This is a genomic window from Janthinobacterium sp. Mn2066, from assembly GCF_049319705.1.
Lineage (GTDB): Bacteria > Pseudomonadota > Gammaproteobacteria > Burkholderiales > Burkholderiaceae_D > Janthinobacterium.
In genome coordinates, this window is sequence record NZ_JBMOUF010000017.1 from 71,836 (window position 1) to 90,087 (window position 18,252).

At 57.7% G+C, this 18,252-nt stretch carries 17 protein-coding genes and 1 pseudogene; 8 read left to right on the forward strand and 10 right to left on the reverse strand.

Translation table 11 applies throughout. From position 1 onward, the window contains the following. The 7 genes and pseudogenes from ACL9RI_RS25810 to dnaA all read right to left on the reverse strand — a co-directional run bounded on the left by ACL9RI_RS25810 (window position 1) and on the right by dnaA (window position 8,697). Window positions 1–645 (reverse strand): NADPH-dependent F420 reductase, encoded by a 645-nt coding sequence (locus ACL9RI_RS25810; protein ID WP_422729330.1) that lies wholly within the window; start codon window positions 643–645, stop codon window positions 1–3. Between the two features lie 132 nt (window positions 646–777). Continuing rightward, complete coding sequence (locus ACL9RI_RS25815; protein ID WP_422729331.1) at window positions 778–1,224, reverse strand: Rrf2 family transcriptional regulator; 447 nt, start codon at window positions 1,222–1,224, stop codon at window positions 778–780. A gap of 288 nt (window positions 1,225–1,512) precedes the next feature. Beyond that, window positions 1,513–2,217: pseudogene (locus ACL9RI_RS25820) on the reverse strand (IS481 family transposase); the annotation flags it as partial. 169 nt (window positions 2,218–2,386) lie between these two features. Next, window positions 2,387–3,247, reverse strand: coding sequence for a DUF6216 family protein (locus tag ACL9RI_RS25825; protein ID WP_422729332.1), 861 nt, complete (start codon window positions 3,245–3,247; stop codon window positions 2,387–2,389). Between the two features lie 122 nt (window positions 3,248–3,369). After that, on the reverse strand, window positions 3,370–5,868 hold the full coding sequence (gyrB, locus tag ACL9RI_RS25830) for a DNA topoisomerase (ATP-hydrolyzing) subunit B (protein WP_422729333.1): 2,499 nt from the start codon (window positions 5,866–5,868) through the stop codon (window positions 3,370–3,372). 163 nt (window positions 5,869–6,031) lie between these two features. Continuing rightward, window positions 6,032–7,138, reverse strand: coding sequence for a DNA polymerase III subunit beta (gene dnaN / locus ACL9RI_RS25835; protein ID WP_131378250.1), 1,107 nt, complete (start codon window positions 7,136–7,138; stop codon window positions 6,032–6,034). Window positions 7,139–7,299: 161 nt separating this feature from the next. Then, window positions 7,300–8,697, reverse strand: coding sequence for a chromosomal replication initiator protein DnaA (gene dnaA / locus ACL9RI_RS25840; RefSeq protein ID WP_422729334.1), 1,398 nt, complete (start codon window positions 8,695–8,697; stop codon window positions 7,300–7,302). A 530-nt stretch (window positions 8,698–9,227) separates the two neighbouring features. Here dnaA and rpmH point away from each other — a divergent pair. The 5 genes from rpmH (at window position 9,228) to mnmE (ending at window position 13,290) form a co-directional block, all read left to right on the forward strand. After that, complete coding sequence (gene rpmH / locus ACL9RI_RS25845) at window positions 9,228–9,362, forward strand: 50S ribosomal protein L34 (protein ID WP_010401996.1); 135 nt, start codon at window positions 9,228–9,230, stop codon at window positions 9,360–9,362. Window positions 9,363–9,385: 23 nt separating this feature from the next. Continuing rightward, window positions 9,386–9,826: a ribonuclease P protein component gene (gene rnpA / locus ACL9RI_RS25850; protein ID WP_300751877.1), complete on the forward strand. Its 441-nt coding sequence runs from the start codon at window positions 9,386–9,388 to the stop codon at window positions 9,824–9,826. Further along, the gene (gene yidD, locus ACL9RI_RS25855) at window positions 9,823–10,083 is read left to right on the forward strand and encodes a membrane protein insertion efficiency factor YidD (RefSeq protein WP_183741380.1); all 261 of its coding nucleotides are present in this window, start codon (window positions 9,823–9,825) and stop codon (window positions 10,081–10,083) included. The genes rnpA and yidD overlap by 4 nt, the downstream gene beginning before the upstream one ends. 11 nt (window positions 10,084–10,094) lie before the next feature. After that, window positions 10,095–11,828, forward strand: a complete 1,734-nt coding sequence (gene yidC, locus ACL9RI_RS25860) for a membrane protein insertase YidC (protein WP_422729335.1) — start codon at window positions 10,095–10,097, stop codon at window positions 11,826–11,828. A gap of 82 nt (window positions 11,829–11,910) precedes the next feature. Then, window positions 11,911–13,290 carry a tRNA uridine-5-carboxymethylaminomethyl(34) synthesis GTPase MnmE gene (gene mnmE / locus ACL9RI_RS25865; protein WP_422729336.1) on the forward strand — a complete coding sequence of 460 codons (1,380 nt, stop codon included), beginning with the start codon at window positions 11,911–11,913 and terminating at the stop codon, window positions 13,288–13,290. An 18-nt stretch (window positions 13,291–13,308) separates the two neighbouring features. Here the strand turns inward: mnmE and ACL9RI_RS25870 are convergent, their stop codons facing one another. Beyond that, window positions 13,309–14,259: an AraC family transcriptional regulator gene (locus tag ACL9RI_RS25870; RefSeq protein WP_422729337.1), complete on the reverse strand. Its 951-nt coding sequence runs from the start codon at window positions 14,257–14,259 to the stop codon at window positions 13,309–13,311. A 76-nt stretch (window positions 14,260–14,335) separates the two neighbouring features. Between ACL9RI_RS25870 and ACL9RI_RS25875 the strand changes: the two genes are divergently transcribed. From ACL9RI_RS25875 to ACL9RI_RS25885, 3 genes are all read left to right on the forward strand, one after another. Continuing rightward, window positions 14,336–15,154 (forward strand): SDR family oxidoreductase, encoded by an 819-nt coding sequence (locus ACL9RI_RS25875; RefSeq protein ID WP_422729338.1) that lies wholly within the window; start codon window positions 14,336–14,338, stop codon window positions 15,152–15,154. A gap of 5 nt (window positions 15,155–15,159) precedes the next feature. Then, window positions 15,160–16,137 carry a patatin-like phospholipase family protein gene (locus tag ACL9RI_RS25880; RefSeq protein ID WP_422729339.1) on the forward strand — a complete coding sequence of 326 codons (978 nt, stop codon included), beginning with the start codon at window positions 15,160–15,162 and terminating at the stop codon, window positions 16,135–16,137. Window positions 16,138–16,214: 77 nt separating this feature from the next. Next, window positions 16,215–16,427, forward strand: a complete 213-nt coding sequence (locus ACL9RI_RS25885; protein WP_422729340.1) for a hypothetical protein — start codon at window positions 16,215–16,217, stop codon at window positions 16,425–16,427. Here ACL9RI_RS25885 and ACL9RI_RS25890 read toward each other — a convergent pair. Then, entirely contained in the window at window positions 16,424–17,044 is a 621-nt protein-coding gene (locus ACL9RI_RS25890) for an Hpt domain-containing protein (RefSeq protein ID WP_422729341.1), read from the reverse strand. The genes ACL9RI_RS25885 and ACL9RI_RS25890 overlap by 4 nt on opposite strands. 107 nt (window positions 17,045–17,151) lie before the next feature. After that, entirely contained in the window at window positions 17,152–18,120 is a 969-nt protein-coding gene (locus ACL9RI_RS25895; RefSeq protein ID WP_422729342.1) for a CAP domain-containing protein, read from the reverse strand. Window positions 18,121–18,252: the final 132 nt, after the last annotated feature.

The window sequence follows — 18,252 nt, forward strand, 5'->3', positions numbered from 1 at the left end:
TTAAATCCAGATGAAATTATGCGCGGACAAGGCGCCAAACGGCAGCGATGCCAATCGGCCTCCCGCGTCCAAGGTGCCCAGGTCCACCGGGAAGAAACCCGTACTTTCGATCAATTGCCGCACTGCCGACTTGGCCGCTGCGTCATCGCCGCAATAAAACAGCACGCGCTGGCCGCCGTTCGCTTCCGCTTCTGCGTAGGCATTCGCGTCGAGATGGTTGTATGCCTTGACCACGCGCGCGCCAGGCAGCAATTGGCTGATCAACTCACTGGAATGCTGCGCTCCAAGATCGATCGCCTTGATGCCATAAGCGGCCAGCGGATTGGCCGGGTCTTTGGCGTCCGGCGAATCGGGGTCCAGGAACTCGACTGGATTGATGCCATCGATCACGATACGTCCATTCCAGGCCGGCAAGTGCGCCAAAGCCTGCCTGGCATCGGCCCAGCGCACGGCGAGAAAGACGATATCCGCACTGGCCGCTTCTTCGACCGTCCCCGCCGTGATGGAAGGCCCCAGTTCCTGGACCAGCGAGACCAGCGATTGCGGACCGCGGCGGTTGGCGATGGTAGCGGCAATACCGTTTTTGGCGAGAAGACGGGCAATGCTGGAACCCAGGGCGCCTGCGCCAATGATACCTATACTCATGATGTACTCCTGTGGATGTAAGGGGCTGGAAAGAAGAGCCGCCAGCGCCCCTGCAGGCTGGCGGTTCTTTGCATGTGTCGTTCGCATATTAATAGTGTGTTTGCGACACATCGACATTTATAAATAAAAAAATCACCAAATCAATGGGATGGAAAATTTCCCCAGGCGCGACACTTCCAGCGCAATATCCGCGACGGTGGTTTTTGCCAATTCATCCTCCAGCGCGCCACGCGCACGAGCCAGTGCAGGCTGCAGCGCATCGAGAATATTGCCGCCGACAGCGCAGCTTTCACACGGAGGCGTGCGGTGCACGGAAAACAGCTCCGTATCCTCGACAGCCGCATACACGTCCAGCAACCTGATCTCTGCCGCTGGCTTCGCCAGCATGGCGCCACCCCCAGCCCCCAGCTGCGAGCGCGTCAACCCTGCATCGTTCAGGCGCGACAGCAAGCCACGGATAACCACGGCACCCGTGTTCGCGGAATACGCAAGGTCTTCCGAGCGCATTGGCTTGTCGCCACTCACGGCTAGCGCAGCGAGGACATGGACGGCAACGGCGAAGCGGGTACTGGTAGGCATGGTGAGATGATTGGTTTGTGTGTCGGTGACTTTATTACAGATTAATCGTCATGTCAATTCTTGTTGGGTCTGTGTGTTAGCTGTGATACTGGTTGATCCATCAATGGCCCTTGGGTATGCTCAAGAACCTGTTTAGCATTTTTAAGTCCAACTATGCGACAGCTGCTCCACGCCACGTGACTGTCCAATCGGCGACTAACCAGACGGAATCGGCGGATTCGGACTGAAAACGGACTCGTCATAAAACAGCAGTTCGCAACACCCCCGCATACGCCAGTTGATTCAACTCACCCCATTGCGTAGCGTCGATTCAAGCTCATCCTGGACGTGAACGGGTCTGGTTGACAATCTATTTAATGCGGCCATTGAAGCGTTCAACCATGCCGTTGGTCTGCGGATGGCGTGGCGGGATCAAGCGATGCTCGATCGCCAGGCGCTTGCACAGTACGTCAAATGCGTGCTTGCCGGTGGAAATCCGGTCGCCCGTTTCCGGATCTTTTTGCTTGCTGGTAAAGCGGTCGGTGAGCAGCTTGACGATGGCGACGAACAGATAACGGCGTTCGGTTTCGTCTGGCATCTGAGGCAAGTACTTGATATCCATATGTAAAAAGCCGGGCTCGTAGTCCTTGAAAGACTTCTTGGTGACCGGCTTGTCGCCTTCCTGCGCGGCCAGTGCGAGCAGGCTGGAGACGTCATGGCGGCGCAGGCCAAGCAGAATTGATGAACTCGCGGGGGACGCTCAACAAGTCAACAATGGGAAATAACAGCGTGCGGCGCAACTCCATGACGACCAACTCTTGCTCTTGTGTCAGCGTGGTGTGTATCGTATTGGGAAGATGTGAAGCATCAGCCGCTGTCCCGGTCCTGCCTCTTGCGAATGGTCTGGTGGCTGACGTTGTATATCCTGGCCAATTTGGCTTGGGACAGCGTGGAGTTCTTGATTCCTTCCCGAATCAGGTGGGGGCGGGCGCGGCTATGCAATGCTTGGGTCATGTGAGGGCGGCTGCTTGAGGTTGTCCAACAGTTTACGTAGATGTATCTGGTTTTGAAGAGCGGCCAGCTACAAGAGGGGACATAATCATACGACTCTAAACACGTAGCGTTATTGTCTCAGGTCGGCCCACAGCAGGGAACTACACCCGATGAATAAATCTTTGGTTCCCTAGATTGAAAAATCTTCGGTTGGGGTATTTGTTATTTTTTTCAATCTGCTTTCCATGGCCAGGGATCTGAAAAAATTTAATATGAATTTGGCTGTAATTACAGTGAAGATAAGAAAAATCAAGGCAAAAATAGGAAAAAATATTTTTTGTTCTTCCACGGTCTGGTTGAGAAAGTCAATGTCAATCTTATTTTGTTCTTTTAGAAGTTTACAAATTATTTTTATATCTTTTTCCCCAAGAGAAGTTTTTAATTTTTCTTCTTCAGTTATGTTCTCGCAATCATCTTTATTGATTGTTTTATAATTTACAAGGTAAAAATAATCTATCCTTCTTGCGATATCTTTATTTATTAAAATCCATCTCCCACTTTCCTTCATATTTACTAATGCCTGATCAGTAAGGGCGGTAGCGGTTGAAAATATAAACATTATAAATAAGGAAAAAGATAAGATAGGTGGAATGATGAAAAGAAGTACTTTTTCAATTCCCGTTTTTCTTTCTAGATCAGGTTTTTCCAAGTTAAAAAAAGTTCCACATCTGGCAATGTCATCAATATCTTCATGATTTTTATTTGCCCATTGGATTAACGGTTTTATTTGTGAATGCAGGCGAATACGGATTCCTGTCGTGAATCGGAACTGCATTAAGGCGGAGCGGCCATCTAAGATTTCTTTTATTTCTGTATCCGTACACTCAGATTTGCCATGAGAAATTTTCCAGAGTCTTGACATTAGTGTATGAGTTGATCTTGTACGTAGCCAAACAAGTCCAAACAAGAAAATAAAAAGTAGAATAGCATAAAAGATGCCAACGTAATTTTTGAATTCTATCGTGCTAATAAAATTAATAAAGGATTCCATAATTTTTTTATTTGTTGTTTAAAATAAAATTCTATAGCTTTTTCATAAAATAAGAAATGTATTATGGCAATAAAAAAGCCAATCTTGAAAGATTGGCTTTTGATATAAATCAAGAACTATAGTTAAACGTCAATATTCCCCGCCCGCAGCGCATTGGTTTCAATAAAGTTACGCCGTGGCTCAACATCATCGCCCATCAAGGTGGTGAAGATCTGATCCGCAGCAATCGCATCCTCGATCTGCACTTTCAGCAAGCGGCGCACTGTCGGGTCCATGGTGGTTTCCCACAGTTGGTCCGGGTTCATTTCGCCCAGTCCTTTGTAGCGCTGTTTGGTGACGGTGCGTTCGGCTTCGTCGCGCAGCCATTGGATGGCCTGGTGGAAGTCGGTGACGGCGATTTCCTTGATGCGCTCGCCTTCGCCGCGGCGCACGAATGCGCCTGGGCCGATCAGGCCCTGGAAGGTGGAGGCGCCGCTGGCCAGGACGGCGTAGTCGGGGCCTTGTACGAAGTCGGCGTCGATGGAGCTGACTTTGACGTTGCCGTGATGCATGCGTTCGATGCGCAGCACGTGTTTTTCCGACAGCTCGTCGGAGCGTACGTGCACTGTCACGGCCGTGTCGTTGATGGCCGCTTGCAGGGCTTGCGCCGAGGTGTCGGCCAGTTCCAGCGTGGACAGGTCCAGCTGCACGCCGGTCATGATGGCGGTCAGGGCGGCGCGGTCGATCACGCGGGTCAGGCGCGTCATGATGCTGTTCGACAAGTTGAACTTGCGTACCAGTTCGGCCAGGGTGTCGCCGGACAGGCCGTCAGCGCCTTCTTTTGGCACCAGCACGGCCGTGTTCAGGGCCACCGTCATCATGTAGGTGGCTTCTTCGGCGTCATCTTTCAGATAGCGCTCGTCGCGGCCGGCCTTGACCTTGTACAGCGGCGGTTGCGCGATGTAGATGTGGCCGCGCTCGACCAGTTGCGGCATCTGGCGGTAGAACAGGGTCAGCAGCAGGGTGCGGATGTGGGCGCCGTCGACGTCCGCATCGGTCATGATGATGATGCGGTGGTAACGCAGTTTTTCGACGTTGAATTCGTCCGGCCCGATCGAGGTGCCCAGGGTGGCGATCAGGGTGGTGATCTGCTCCGAGGACAGCATTTTTTCGAAACGGGCTTTTTCCACGTTCAGCACCTTGCCGCGCAGCGGCAGAATCGCCTGGAACTTGCGGTCGCGCCCCTGTTTTGCCGAGCCACCTGCCGAGTCACCCTCGACGATGTACAGTTCGCACAGGGCGGGGTCTTTTTCCTGGCAATCGGCCAGCTTTGCCGACAGGCCCAGGCCGTCCATGATGCCTTTGCGGCGGGTCAGGTCGCGCGCCTTGCGGGCCGCTTCGCGCGCGCGCGCCGCTTCGACGATCTTGCCGCAAATGATTTTGGCGTCGTTCGGTTTTTCTTGCAGGTAATCTGCCAGGGTCTTGGCGACGATCTCTTCGACCGGGCCGCGCACTTCGGACGAGACCAGCTTGTCTTTCGTCTGCGACGAGAATTTCGGTTCCGGCACTTTCACCGACAAGACGCAGGTCAAGCCTTCGCGCATGTCGTCGCCGTTGATTTCCACTTTCGCCTTCTTGGCAAATTCGTGTTCGTCGATGTATTTGTTGATCACGCGCGTCATCGCTGCGCGCAGGCCCGTCAAGTGGGTGCCGCCGTCGCGTTGCGGGATGTTATTGGTGAAGCACAAGACTTGTTCATTGTAGGCATCGTTCCACTGCATCGACACGTCGACCGTGATATTGGTGCCCTGGTCCGACTGGCGCTCGCCGGTGGCCTGGAAAATGGTCGGGTGCAAGACCGATTTGGCCTTGTTGATGTATTCCACGAAACCACGGGTGCCGCCTTCGAAGGCGAATACTTCTTCCTTGCCCGTGCGCTGGTCGGACAACTTGATGTTCACGCCATTGTTCAGGAAGGACAGTTCGCGGATGCGCTTGGCCAGGATTTCGTAGTGGAATTCCACGTGGGTAAAAATTTCTTCGTCGGCCCAGAAGTGCACGTCGGTGCCGCGCTTGTCGGTGTCGCCGATGACCTGGATAGGCGAAACGGCCACGCCATCGCGCATTTCGACGATGCGGTTTTGCGGCACGCCACGCACGAATTCCATGTAATGGACTTTGCCGTCGCGGCGGATGGTCAGTTTCAGCAGTTTCGACAGGCCGTTGACGCATGATACGCCCACGCCGTGCAAGCCGCCCGATACTTTATACGAGTTCTGGTCGAACTTGCCGCCTGCGTGCAGTTCGGTCATGACGATCTCGGCAGCGCTGCGTTTCGGCTCGTGCTTGTCGTCCATTTTCAGGCCGGTCGGCACGCCGCGGCCATTGTCGGTAATCGAGATCGAATTATCCGCGTGGATGGTGACGTGGATTTCCGTGCAGTGGCCGGCCAGCGATTCATCGATCGAGTTGTCCAGCACCTCGAACACCAGATGGTGCAAGCCGGTGCCGTCCGAGGTGTCGCCAATATACATGCCGGGGCGTTTGCGTACGGCTTCCAGGCCTTCCAGGATCTGGATGGAGGAGGCGCCGTATTCTTCCGTTTTGGCCTGGATCGGGGTGTCTTGTGGATTCTCGGACATGGACTGCTTTCTCAATTAACTGGTACTGTTCCGGGGTCAGAGCCTTCGGGTCTGACCCCAGCTTTTCATTGGGTTTCTTGATTGCGTGATATTGCATTTAAGCCAACGGCAACTGCTGAGGTCAGACGGGGACGCCGAGTCCCGGCGGGTCTGACCCCTTTGATTAAATGCGCATCGGCATGACGACATATTTAAAGTCGGCATTGTCCGGGATGGAAATCAAGGCGGACGAATTCGAGTCGCCCAGCGCGATGTTGACATATTCGCACTTCAGGTTGTTCAGCACGTCCAGCAAATAGGTCACGTTGAAGCCGATGTCGACGGCATCGCCGCCGTAGTCGATTTCCAGTTCCTCGACCGCTTCTTCCTGGTCGGCGTTGGTCGAGCTGATCTTCATGCTGCCCGGGGTGATGATGCAGCGCACGCCCTTGAACTTGTCGCTGGTCATGATGGCGGCGCGTTGCAGCGAGCGCAGCAGTTCATCGCGGCCGATCGTGAAGTCGTTTTTATAACCCTTTGGAATCACGCGCGTGTAGTCAGGGAACTTGCCTTCCACCAGTTTCGAGATCAGCTCGATGTCGGCAAAGGTCAGCTTGACCTGGTTGGCGGCGATGTCCAGTTGTACTGGTTCATCGTTTTCTTCCAGCAGGCGCTGCAGTTCGATGATGGTCTTGCGCGGAATAATGACTTCCTGGCGCGCAAAAGTTTGCTCGGTCGCCACTTGGCAGAAGGCCAGGCGGTGGCCGTCGGTCGCCACGGCGATCACGTTATTGCCATCGAGAACCAGCAGCAAGCCGTTCAGGTAATAGCGGATGTCTTGCTGCGCCATCGAGAAATGCACCATGTTGAACAGGTGTTTCAGGGTTTTTTGGGGCAGGGTGACGGTCGCGTTATAGCTTTCCGCTTGTTGCACGGTTGGAAACTCTTCCGCCGCCAGGGTTTGCAGCGCGAAACGCGACTTGCCCGTTTGCACGGTCAGGCGCTTGTTCAGCAGGGTCATCGTGACGTCGCCCGATTCCGGCAGCGCGCGCAGGATGTCGAGCAGCTTGCGTGCGGCCACGGTGGTGCCCGTCACATCGGCGCCCGAACCGATTTCCGCGTGCGTGGTGATCTGCACTTCGGTGTCGGTGGACAGGAAGGAGACATTTTCACCGTCTTTGCGGATGAGGATATTGGCCAGAATCGGCATAGTGTGCCGACGCTCGACAATACCGCTCACGATCTGCAGTGGCCGGAGAAGGGTATCTCGGGTGGTTTTGACCAATTGCATATTTATCCTCAATCTATAGGTTTAACAATACTTAGTTTAACGTATTTATTTAACAATGTTGCTCTGGAAGCTGCTCTGCAAAGTCCGACGGATCAGCCGCGGACCCTCTTCCAGATAATAAGGGTAAAGCACGATTTGAGCCAGTGTTGCGGCTGCGTGCTCTAGCCTTTTAAAGTTTGCTCAAGAACGTGCAATTCGTGGTTGCATTCCGGATTTTTTGTGCGGTCCAGCGCGATCTTGCGCACCGCGTGCAACACGGTGGTGTGGTCGCGGCCGCCGAACAGTTCGCCGATCTCCGGCAAGCTCTTTTGCGTCAATTCCTTGGCCAGGTACATGGCGATCTGGCGCGGACGGGCAATATTGGCCGGACGGCGCTTCGAATACATGTCGGCCACCTTGATATTGAAGAAGTCGGCCACCGTTTTCTGGATGTTTTCCACGGAAATCTGGCGATTCTGTACCGACAGCAAGTCCTTCAGGGCTTCCTTGACGATATCGATGGTGATGTCTTTGCCATGAAAACGCGAGTAGGCGAGGATCTTGCGCAGCGCGCCTTCCAGTTCGCGCACGTTCGAGCGCAAGTGCTTGGCGACAAAGAACGCCACGTCGTCGGAGAAGGTCACGCCTTCCTGCTTGGCTTTTTTCAACAGGATCGCCACGCGCATTTCCAGTTCCGGCGGTTCGATGGCCACCGTCAGGCCCGAGTCGAAGCGCGAAATCAAACGGTCATCCATGCCGGTGATTTCTTTCGGATAGGTATCCGAGGTGATGATGATCTGTTTCTTGGCAGCAATCAGTGCTTCAAACGCATAAAAGAACTCTTCCTGCGTGCGGCTCTTGCCGCCGAAGAATTGAATATCATCGATCAACAGCATGTCGAGCGAGTGATAGTAGTGCTTGAAGTCGTCGAAACCCTTGCGTTGGTAAGCGGTCACTACGTCGCGAACGTACTGTTCTGCGTGGATGTAGCGGATCTTCGCGCCCGGATTGTCGGCCATCACCTGGTTGCCGATGGCATGGATCAAGTGGGTCTTGCCGAGGCCCACGCCGCCGTAGAAGAACAGCGGGTTATACGACACGCCGGGATTGTTCGCCACCTGGATCGCGGCGGCGCGCGCCAATTGGTTGGCCTTGCCGGTGACGAAGCTGTCGAAGGTCAAATCAGTGTTGATGCGGCTTTGCTCGCGGCGCGGCGCGGCGCCGATACTCAGTTCCGGCACGCTCGGCGGCGCTTCCACGGCGCTGCGCGCACTGGGCGCGCCGCCATTCGGATCGCTGGCCGGGGTGCTGGCGGCAACTGGTTTTTTAGGCAATGCCAGGCGCGGATCGAGCACGAACTGCACGTCCGTGGGCGCTTCAAAGTATTGCACCGCCAATGCGGTGATGCGGCTGGCGAACTGGGTCTTGACCCAATCGAGCTTGAATCGATTGGGCGCAGCAATGCGCAGCTTGCCCTCTTCGTAATCGAGAGGGATAAGCGGTTTTATCCACGCACTGAATTGTTGCGGTGTCAGCTCCAGTTCCAACTGCGCGGAACAGGCCTGCCAGAAATTATCCATGAATCGTCTATGTGAAAAGGTGTGGGAGGGCGTATCGATTCTGCCCTGCGGTCACCGTGTTGCAAGGCCGGCGTCGCGCGAGGGCTCGCCACACGTAACGCGCTATTCTACTCCCGACCGTCAAAGTTATCCACAGGCGCGACGCTTATTTTTATGTGGGGTGCGTGGCGGCATGTGCATAAGACGCGACTTATCCTCACTGTTTTTCGCCGCCATCGAGTGCTGATGCGGCATAGCGCCCTATGATGCCAAGTGGAAAATCCCTGGCGATCACGGCAATCCTTGACAACAGGGGGCCATATGCTGAATAATTCAGGGTTCCCCGCCCGTATTCCGTGTTTATTCATTTGGAACGACAATATGGACTAAGCGTGGATTAACGACGCAGTAGCAGATTTGCTACGCGTTTCAGCGGGCGATGAGATTGGCCAGCTTGTGCCTTGGCATAAGTGCGCGATTGTCATTGGCACCAAAAACTGACGGGACGTCAGACCCGATTTTGCATTTTTTTTGTTTTTAGCGAGACCAACATGAAACGTACTTACCAACCTTCCGTCGTTCGCCGTAAGCGTACGCACGGCTTCCGCGCTCGTATGGCTACCCGTGGTGGCCGTGATGTGCTCAACGCACGTCGCGCAAAAGGCCGCAAACGTCTGGCCGTCTAGGCTTGTCGTTGACAGCTGATCGCGTGGCTAGCTGTACTCCAGTCGGCAATTTTCGCGAAGGTTCACACGACTTCGCGCGCTTTCGGCGTATCGTTAAAACGGATGAATTTTCATCCGTTTTTCGTTTGCGCCCTTCGCAAAAAACAGCGCATTTTGTGCTGTACACCCGACATAATCAATTGCCGCATGCGCGGCTGGGCGTCGTTGTGGCCAAGCGTTTCGCGCCCCGCGCGGCGACCCGCAACACGATCAAGCGCGTGACGCGCGAGCTGTTTCGCAACAGCGCGCTGCCGCCGGTCGACTGTGTGGTGCGCCTGTCGCGCGCCGTCAACAGCAAGGATGGTCCGGCCACCACGGCCAGGCTGAAGGCCGAACTGCGCGATGAACTGAGCCGCTTGTTTGCGGCGCAAGTCGCCGCCCAGGCCCGCTCGTCCGCTGCGGCGCCACCACCGTCCGTGCCATGAAAACCCTGCTGCTGTTCTTGCTGCGTGCTTATCAGTTACTGATCAGCCCCGTGCTGGGACAGAATTGCCGTTTCTATCCTAGCTGTTCGCACTATGCGATGGAAGCGTTGCGCGTGCACGGCGCCGCCAAGGGCAGCCTGCTGGCTGCCAAACGCGTCTGCCGCTGCCACCCCTGGAATGAAGGGGGCGTCGATCCGGTACCACCGGCCGATGGCAAACAATCTTCAACGACCGCTTGCGGTTGCAACCACTCCTGACAAATACCCTAATGGATATCAATAAACGTACCATCCTGTGGATCGTGTTTTCCGTCTCGCTGGTAATTCTCTGGAACGAATGGATGATCTCGAACGGCAAGCCGTCGATGTTCTCCTCGAACACGGAACAAACCGCGAAGGCCCCCGTTTCCCCAGCCGCGACCGTTTTGCCGGCGACCGGCGGTGTGACCACAGGCGCGCCTGGCGATAGCGCTGATCCCGCCGCTTTCAAGAGCGAGCGCATTACCATCACCACCGATGTCATCAAGGTCGATATCGACACGCTGGGTGCCCAGGTCAAGCGTCTGGAATTGCTGAAATTCAAGGGCGCGGGCAATCCGGGCTGGTTCGGCGGCTGCTTCGGCCTGTTCAAGGCTTGCCAGCCTGACGCCGGCAAGGAAAATGAAGTGCTGTTCGACGAAGGCGCGAACCATACGTATGTGGCGCAATCGGGTCTGATTGGCGGTCCTTTCCCTACGCATAACACCGGTTTCACGGTATTGCCTGGCGTGCGCACCCTGGGTGACGGCAAGCAGATTCAACTGGTGATGGAAGCCGTGCAAGGCGGCGTCAAGCTGACCAAGACGTTTACCTTTACCCGCGGCGATTATGTGATCGATGTGCGCGATAGTGTATCGAACGTGGGCACCACGCCAGTTTCGCCACAGTTGTACATGCAACTGGTTCATGACGGCAACAAGCCGGTGGGCGACTCGTTCTTCAACAGCAGCTACACGGGCCCGACCCTGTACACGCCGCAAGACAAGTACCAGAAGCTGACGTTCGAGAAAATCGAAAAAGCCACCCTGGAAGATGAGAAAAAAGGCACGGACGCGGCCATGAAGGGCTTGCATCCGCAAAAAGCGGACGGCGGCTGGTTTGCTATTTCGCAACACTTCTTTGTCTCGGCGTTTATCCCGCCAGCAAATATCGCACGCGATATCTTCACCAAGAAACTGTCGACCAACCTGTACGCGATAGGCAACGTGGTGTCCCTGCCGACCCTGGCGCCTGGCGCCTCGGCTGCGCTGGACAGCAAGCTGTACTCCGGTCCGCAAATCGCCCACCTGCTCGAGCCTGTCTCGCCTGGCCTGGAACTGGTCAAGGATTATGGCTGGCTGACCATCATCGCCAAGCCGATCTTCTGGGTCATGGAACACATCCATAGCGTGCTGGGTAACTGGGGCTGGACGATCATCGCCTTCACCATCCTGATCAAGCTGGCCTTCTTCCCGCTGTCGGCTGCCGGCTACCGCAGCATGGCCAAGATGAAACTGGTCACGCCGAAGATGCAGGCGATCCGCGAGCGCTATAAAGGCGATCCGCAAAAGATGAACCAGGCCACGATGGAGCTGTACAAGACTGAAAAGATCAATCCGCTGGGCGGCTGCCTGCCGATTCTGATCCAGATGCCGGTCTTTATCGCCCTGTACTGGGTGCTGAACGCGTCGGTGGAAATCCGAGGCGCGCCATGGATCGGCTGGATCACCGACCTGGCACAGCATGACCCATGGTGCATCCTGCCAGTGCTGTACGCGATCTCGATGTTTATCACGACCAAGCTGAACCCGGCTCCGGCCGATCCGATGCAGGCGAAGATGATGCTGTTCATGCCGCTGGCATTCTCGGTGATGTTCTTCTTCTTCCCATCGGGCCTGGTACTGTACTGGGTCGTCAATAACGTCCTGTCGATCGGCCAGCAATGGGTGATCACCAAGAAATACGCGCCAGCCGCCGCCAAGTAAGCACGGCCCGCGAACCGAAAGCCCGCCTCGCGCGGGCTTTTTTTGCGCCTGCTTTTGCCCTGAAATAATCTACAATATCCCCATGAAACTCGACTCTTCCCCTATCGCCGCCATCGCCACCGCTCCCGGACGCGGCGGCATCGGCGTGGTACGCGCCTCCGGCAAAAATCTCGCTCCCCTGATGACAGCCCTGTTCGGGACCCAGGCCTTGAAACCGCGCCACGCCAGCTACCTGCCGTTTACGCAGGCCGATGGCAGCCTGATCGACCAGGGCATCGCCATCCACTTCAAGGGACCGAACTCGTACACGGGCGAAGACGTGCTGGAATTGCAGGGCCATGGCGGCCCGGTGGTGCTGCAATTGCTGCTGGCGCGGGTGCTGGAAGCGGGCAAGGACAGCGGCTTGCGCCTGGCCGAGCCCGGCGAATTCACGCGCCGTGCTTTTCTGAACGACAAGCTGGATCTGGCGCAAGCCGAGGCGGTGGCCGACCTGATCGATGCGTCGACCGAAGCGGCGGCAAAATCGGCCTCGCAATCGCTGTCGGGCGCTTTTTCCAAGACCATCCACGAACTGGTGGAGCAAGTGACGGGCTTGCGCATGCTGGTCGAAGCCACGCTGGATTTCCCGGAAGAAGAAATCGACTTCCTGGAAAAATCGAATGCGCGTGGCCAATTAAAAGCCGTGATCGAGGCCTTGAATAAAGTGTTCAGCCAGGCGGCGCAAGGCGCGCTGCTGCGCGAAGGCTTGAACGTGGTGCTGGCCGGCCAGCCCAATGTGGGTAAATCGTCGTTGCTGAACGCGCTGGCCGGCGCCGACGTGGCGATCGTCACGCCGATCGCCGGCACCACGCGCGACAAGGTCAGCGAAACCATCCAGATCGAAGGCATACCGCTCAACATCATCGACACGGCCGGCATTCGCAATGCCGGCGAGAACATCGACGCCGTCGAGCGCATCGGCATCGAGCGTACCTGGGGCGAGATCGGCAAGGCGGACGTGATCCTGCACTTGCTCGACGCCGACCAGGGCCCGACCCTGGCCGATGAAACCATCGTCGCCGCCTTCCCCGAAGGCGTGCCCGTGGTGCGCGTATGGAACAAGATCGATTTATCCGGCCACAAGCCCAGCGTGGATGTGTTGCCGGACGCCACCCACGTGTATCTGTCGGCGCACGACCATCTGGGCATCGACCTGTTGCGCGCCGAACTGCTGCGCATCGCCGGCTGGCAACAGACGGGCGAATCGCTGTATCTGGCGCGCGAACGCCATCTGATCGCCTTGAAATCTGCCGGCAAGCATTTGAATATCGCTGCCGAACACGCGGCCCAGGACGACCAGTCGCTGGACCTGTTCGCCGAAGAACTGCGCCTGGCGCAGGTGCAACTGTCGAGCATCACCGGTGAATTCTCGCCCGACGATTTGCTGGGCGTGATTTTCAGCCGTTTCTGTATCGGTAAATAAGACGGATCCGGTTTCTGCTTATTGCGCGGCCGTCGCAGCGCGGCTGCTGCGCGCAAAAGCGCTCGGCGACAGGCCAACCGAGCGGCTGAAGGCCGTGCTAAAGGCACTGGCCGATTGATAACCGATCGCATGCGCCACTTCCCCCAGGGACAGGCCATCGTGCCATAACATGTCCTTGGCCAGGGCCATGCGCCACCGCAGCACGTATTCCATGGGGGGAATACCCAGCACCTGCATGAAGCGCGCGGCAAACGCGGCACGCGACATGCCGGCCTGGCCGGCGAGGTCTTCCACCGTCCAGCGCCTGGCCACATCGGCATGCACCAGGCGCAGCGCCACCGCCATGCGCGTATCGCTCAGGCCGGCAAGCAGGCCGGACATTGCCTCTCGCCCTGCCGGCGGTTGCCAGCGCAGCGCTTCAATCAGCATCACTTCCACCAGGCGCATCAGGATGGCGTCGGCACCCGGCCGTTGCGACTGCGTTTCCGTGCCGATGGCGCGCACGATCCAGGCCAGGTGGTCTGCGCCGCTATCGGCAGCCTTGATATGGATCACGGACGGCAGCAAACTCACCAGCAGCGGAGCGCTGGTGGGATCGAATAGAAAGTAGCCGCCCAGCATGCGGATGGCAGGCGCGTCTTGCTGGTTGCCATGGTGCACTTCCCCGGTCGGACTCGCTTCCGCGATGCGCGTAACCGGCCGTTCCAGGGCGGCCAGGTCGCTGCCCATGCGAAAGCCCGGCGTGGCGGGCAACAGGATGTAATCGCCAGGCTCCATCAGGAATGGTGCGCTGGCGTCGAGCTGCATCCAGCAGGAACCCTCCAGCATCAGGCAGAAACTGGGCTGGCCATAGTTTGGGTATTGCACCGCCCAGCTGCCTGAGCCGCTGACGAATTTCGACAGGACGGTGCGTGGCCGCAAGAGGCCAACGATGGCAGCTAGAGGGTCACTATTTAGATGATCGCGCATGATTCAAAGACTACCCGCTATGGATCGTCTTGGTCAAGCACCTTATCATGAATCTTACTTTTTAAAGGAGATGCACATGAAAACGGTATTGATCACAGGTTGTTCCTCGGGTTACGGCAAGGCGACGGCCGAGCACTTTCTGGCGCAGGGCTGGAATGTCATCGCCACCATGCGCAAGCCCGATCCCGCCTTGCTGCAGGGGCCGGCCGAGCGCCTTTGCGTGGTCCCGCTCGATATTATGGATGAAGACAGCATAAGCGGCGCCATACGCCTGGGCCAGGCGGCCTTTGGCAAGATCGACGTGCTGGTCAACAATGCCGGCATCGGCCTGTTTTCGGCATTTGAAGCCACGCCGGCCGCGACCATCCGCGAAGTGTTTGAAACAAACACTTTCGGCGTGATGGCCATGACGCAAGCCGTGATACCGGGCATGCGCGCAGCGGGCGAAGGCATGATCATCAATGTGACGTCGAGCGTGTGTTTTGCCGGCATGCCGCTGGTCGCCCCGTATGCGGCCAGCAAATTTGCCATCGAAGGTTTTACGGAGTCGCTGTTTTATGAACTCGATTGCGTCGGCTTGCGCGTCAAACTGGTCGAGCCTGGCTATGGTCCGAATACGCGCTTCACGGCCAACGCAGGCGAGCGCATGAATGGCCTGGTATCCCCGGCCTACGCCGCTTACGCAGGACAATTGATGGCGCAATGGGCGAGTCCCGGCGCCATTACCGAAGCGCAAGACGTTGCCGAGACCATCTTTACCGCCGCCAACGACCAGTCCGATCAATTGCGCTTTGCGGCGGGCGCCGACAGTCTCCATCTGGCCCATGCGCGCTGGAATAGCACGGACGAGCAATTCCTGTCCGGAATGCGCGCCATGATGCGGATGAAAAAATGACTCCCGTGAAAGCCCTCCCGTGGCTGCCATGGTGCGTCTGCGCCTGCCTGCTGCTGGCCGGCCTGCTGATGGCTGGCTGCGTCAGCCAGCGGCACGATACGGTGACCGGCGTGGCGGAAGTACGCAGCCTGGCGCAGGTGCGCGGCGATGCCATCCTTCGTCCACGTCATGCCGGCGCGCGTCCCGTGCTGGGCCTGGCGCTGGGCGGCGGCGGGCTGCGCGGTTATGCGCATGTCGGCGTGCTGCTGGCCCTGGAAGAAGCGGGTGTCGAGGTCGGACCGATTGCCGGCACATCGGCTGGCGCCGTGATCGGCGCCGCCTATGCCAGTGGCCGCAGTGCCGCCGATATCCGCCAGCTTGCACTGCAGGCGGATATCGGAAGCCTGACTGACTGGCGGCTGAGCACGGTGTCTTTCATGCGTGGCGACGCCCTGGAGCGGTGGGCCGCCGCAATGGCGGGCAATACGGCGATCGAAGCCATGCCGCGCCGCTTCGGCGCCGTGGCCGCGCTGATCGAGAGTGGTGAAGCGGTCTTGATTGAAACCGGCGACCCGGGCCTGGCGATACGCGCATCGGCCGCGGTGCCTGGCGCAATGCCCGCCGTTCCTTCAGCGCGCGGTCCACTGGTCGATGGGGGCATTTCCAGCCTGGTGCCGGTGCGCTTTGCCCGTGCGATGGGGGCGGAGGTGGTTATCGGCGTGGATATTTATTGCCAAAGTCCGCGCCAGCAGGGGAGTTCATTCCTGACGGCGTTTGCCAAGGTTGCGCATACCCAGACTTGTCTCGTGAGCCGTCCGGAAATGCTGGAAGCCGATGTGCTGATCGCCCCCAGCGTGAGCGTGACCGACATGCACGACGCTGCCCAGCGTACGCAAGCCATCATGGCGGGTTATCAGGCGGCAAAGAACGCCATGCCACGGATCCTCGCACTGCTGGATCAGGAGCCTCTACATAAGTTTTCCTTGCAGACAAGCGCCCATTGAGAATTGTCATATACGGCAAACAGCGCTGGCGTAATCTTGCTGAGCGGCCTTGAAGTGCCGCTAGGAAAGGAAGCGCCATGGAGAGCACACAGCCGGAAGTCGTGGAAGGCGAGCGGGACATGACAGCAAGCCTGTCATTGCCTTCTGCGCCGGAACTGATCGCGGTCTTGCCGCCCAAGGGCGCGTGTTGGTATTGCGATAAGCCACTCGATGCGGTGCGCCGTTTTTGCGGCAGGAATTGCAGCGCGGCGTATGCGGAAGAAGCGCAATACCAGGCTTGGAAGGCTTAGCGGCAGCGCAACAGCGCCGCCAGGGCGGCGTCGAAATCGAATTCATGCGCGGCCGCCGCCACTTCCTGATACACGTTGACGCCCAGGCTGGCGGCCAGCAGGGTGGCGGAATTTTCCAGGATATCGATGGCTGCGCCGTCGCCTTCGCGCAAATGGCTGGCCAGGCGCGCCAGCAGCAGCTGGATGGCGGGGGCGGCCGGATCGGGCGCCATGTCTTGCGCCGCGATATGTTTTTCCTCTGGCGTGCCCAGCAGGTTGCTGACTGCCTTCAATAATTGATCCTGCGCCAGTTCCAGTTGCTGCATCTGCTGTTGCAAATCAGGCGCCTGGGCGCGCAGCGATGCTTCCAGGGCCAGCGACAGCGCATGGACGCGGTGGGCGCCTATCATGCCGGCAGCGCCTTTCAGGCTATGGGTTTTCAGCCGGGCCGAGGCATAGTTGCCAGCCTTGAATTCGCTGCGGATCTGGCAGGGCGTGGCGCCATGGTCGTGCAGGAAGCGGCGCAGGATTTTCAGGTACAGGATGCGGTCGCCCATAATGCGGCCCAGTCCGGTCTCGATATCGAGAACCGGAGCCGTGGCGGCCTCGTCATCGCAAGTGGCGTTTTGTTTCAGCATGGCTGATCTGCAGGGTAAAGCCCGAACCTTGTCGATTACGTGAAAAGCGGGAACAGCAATTCTACATCCGGATATCCTTGAGGCCGTGTTCGTTTGATGTCTTCACGTCAGCGGGTAGTAAATGACCAGGTACGCACGACCGCTGCGCCATTGACGGTGCCGGTGAAGCTGACATCATAGGTACTGGCCGCCGACAGCGTGGACAGGGGAATGATGGAAGCGGCCGAGGCCGGCGTATTCGTGTCAGTGGCTTTTTTCAGCAGCAGCACCGTCAAATCGCTGCTGGCGCCACGCTGGCGCACGGTGAAGCTGGTGACGTTGAGGGTGTCGTAGATGTTCGCATGGATGCTGATCGGGTAGCCGACGATATCCTGGTTCGGTACGGGATCGGGCGATTCGTTGTCGCTGGAGAAACTGGTCGCCACCTTGGTCTGGCCATTGAACGGGTAGGTGACGACTTGTCCATTCGACAATCCTGGGCCATAACCGTTGTTGGCGGCAAAATCGGTGGTGAAATAGGCGTAGCCGCTGGTGCTGACGGCGGCGCCCGCGCCGGCTTCCTTGAAGATCGGTTCAAAGATGACGAAGCGGTGATAAATGGCGGTGATCAATTCTTCGGCCAGGTAAAAGCCCGAGGTATTCGCGGCGCCGGCGATGACTTCGCCGTAGGCATAGGAATTGGATGTGTTGATCACATAGCCGGCATTGCTCAGCCGGTCTGCCAGCTTGACGCCGGTGAAACCGGGTTTGCCGGCAACCTGCTCGTGCGATACCGTGTTATTGGCTTTCAGATAATCGGAGTGCCCCTGCGCCGCCCGGTCGATCAGGCTGTTGCGCGACAGGCTGGCCAGGCCGATCTGGCCGCGCCGGTAATTGATCCAGTTATAGCCGTCCGTGGCGATGTTGTTGGTCGCGACCGGTGCCCCCGGTTCCTGCGTCAATTGCGACGCCGGCGTGGATGGCGATAGCGCCGTGTTGTTACTCGTATCGCTGCCCCCGCCGCCGCAGGCACTGAGCAATGCTGCGGTCAAGAGGGCGGGGATCCATGGTTTCCAACGCTGGGATGAGGCGATCAAGCTGGCTCCTGTGTCAAAAGGTAAGGCTGATAGTCGAGCTGAATATGAACGGATACTGGCAAGGCGGCAACCTTGTGAATCGATTCTAAGGCATTTTTATGTGCTGTAGAGCATCATTGCAAAGATATCTCA

Excerpts from the sequence above, each read along its gene's own strand:
- dnaA (WP_422729334.1), bottom strand. The coding sequence starts at position 8,697 with ATGGATAATTTCTGGCAGGCCTGTTCCGCGCAGTTGGAACTGGAGCTG.
- yidD (WP_183741380.1), top strand. The coding sequence starts at position 9,823 with ATGAAAACCCTGCTGCTGTTCTTGCTGCGTGCTTATCAGTTACTGATC.
- ACL9RI_RS25825 (WP_422729332.1), bottom strand. The coding sequence starts at position 3,247 with ATGGAATCCTTTATTAATTTTATTAGCACGATAGAATTCAAAAATTAC.
- ACL9RI_RS25875 (WP_422729338.1), top strand. The coding sequence starts at position 14,336 with ATGAAAACGGTATTGATCACAGGTTGTTCCTCGGGTTACGGCAAGGCG.
- dnaN (WP_131378250.1), bottom strand. The coding sequence starts at position 7,138 with ATGCAATTGGTCAAAACCACCCGAGATACCCTTCTCCGGCCACTGCAG.
- ACL9RI_RS25890 (WP_422729341.1), bottom strand. The coding sequence starts at position 17,044 with ATGCTGAAACAAAACGCCACTTGCGATGACGAGGCCGCCACGGCTCCG.
- mnmE (WP_422729336.1), top strand. The coding sequence starts at position 11,911 with ATGAAACTCGACTCTTCCCCTATCGCCGCCATCGCCACCGCTCCCGGA.
- ACL9RI_RS25815 (WP_422729331.1), bottom strand. The coding sequence starts at position 1,224 with ATGCCTACCAGTACCCGCTTCGCCGTTGCCGTCCATGTCCTCGCTGCG.
- ACL9RI_RS25870 (WP_422729337.1), bottom strand. The coding sequence starts at position 14,259 with ATGCGCGATCATCTAAATAGTGACCCTCTAGCTGCCATCGTTGGCCTC.
- gyrB (WP_422729333.1), bottom strand. The coding sequence starts at position 5,868 with ATGTCCGAGAATCCACAAGACACCCCGATCCAGGCCAAAACGGAAGAA.
- yidC (WP_422729335.1), top strand. The coding sequence starts at position 10,095 with ATGGATATCAATAAACGTACCATCCTGTGGATCGTGTTTTCCGTCTCG.
- ACL9RI_RS25885 (WP_422729340.1), top strand. The coding sequence starts at position 16,215 with ATGGAGAGCACACAGCCGGAAGTCGTGGAAGGCGAGCGGGACATGACA.
- rpmH (WP_010401996.1), top strand. The coding sequence starts at position 9,228 with ATGAAACGTACTTACCAACCTTCCGTCGTTCGCCGTAAGCGTACGCAC.
- ACL9RI_RS25810 (WP_422729330.1), bottom strand. The coding sequence starts at position 645 with ATGAGTATAGGTATCATTGGCGCAGGCGCCCTGGGTTCCAGCATTGCC.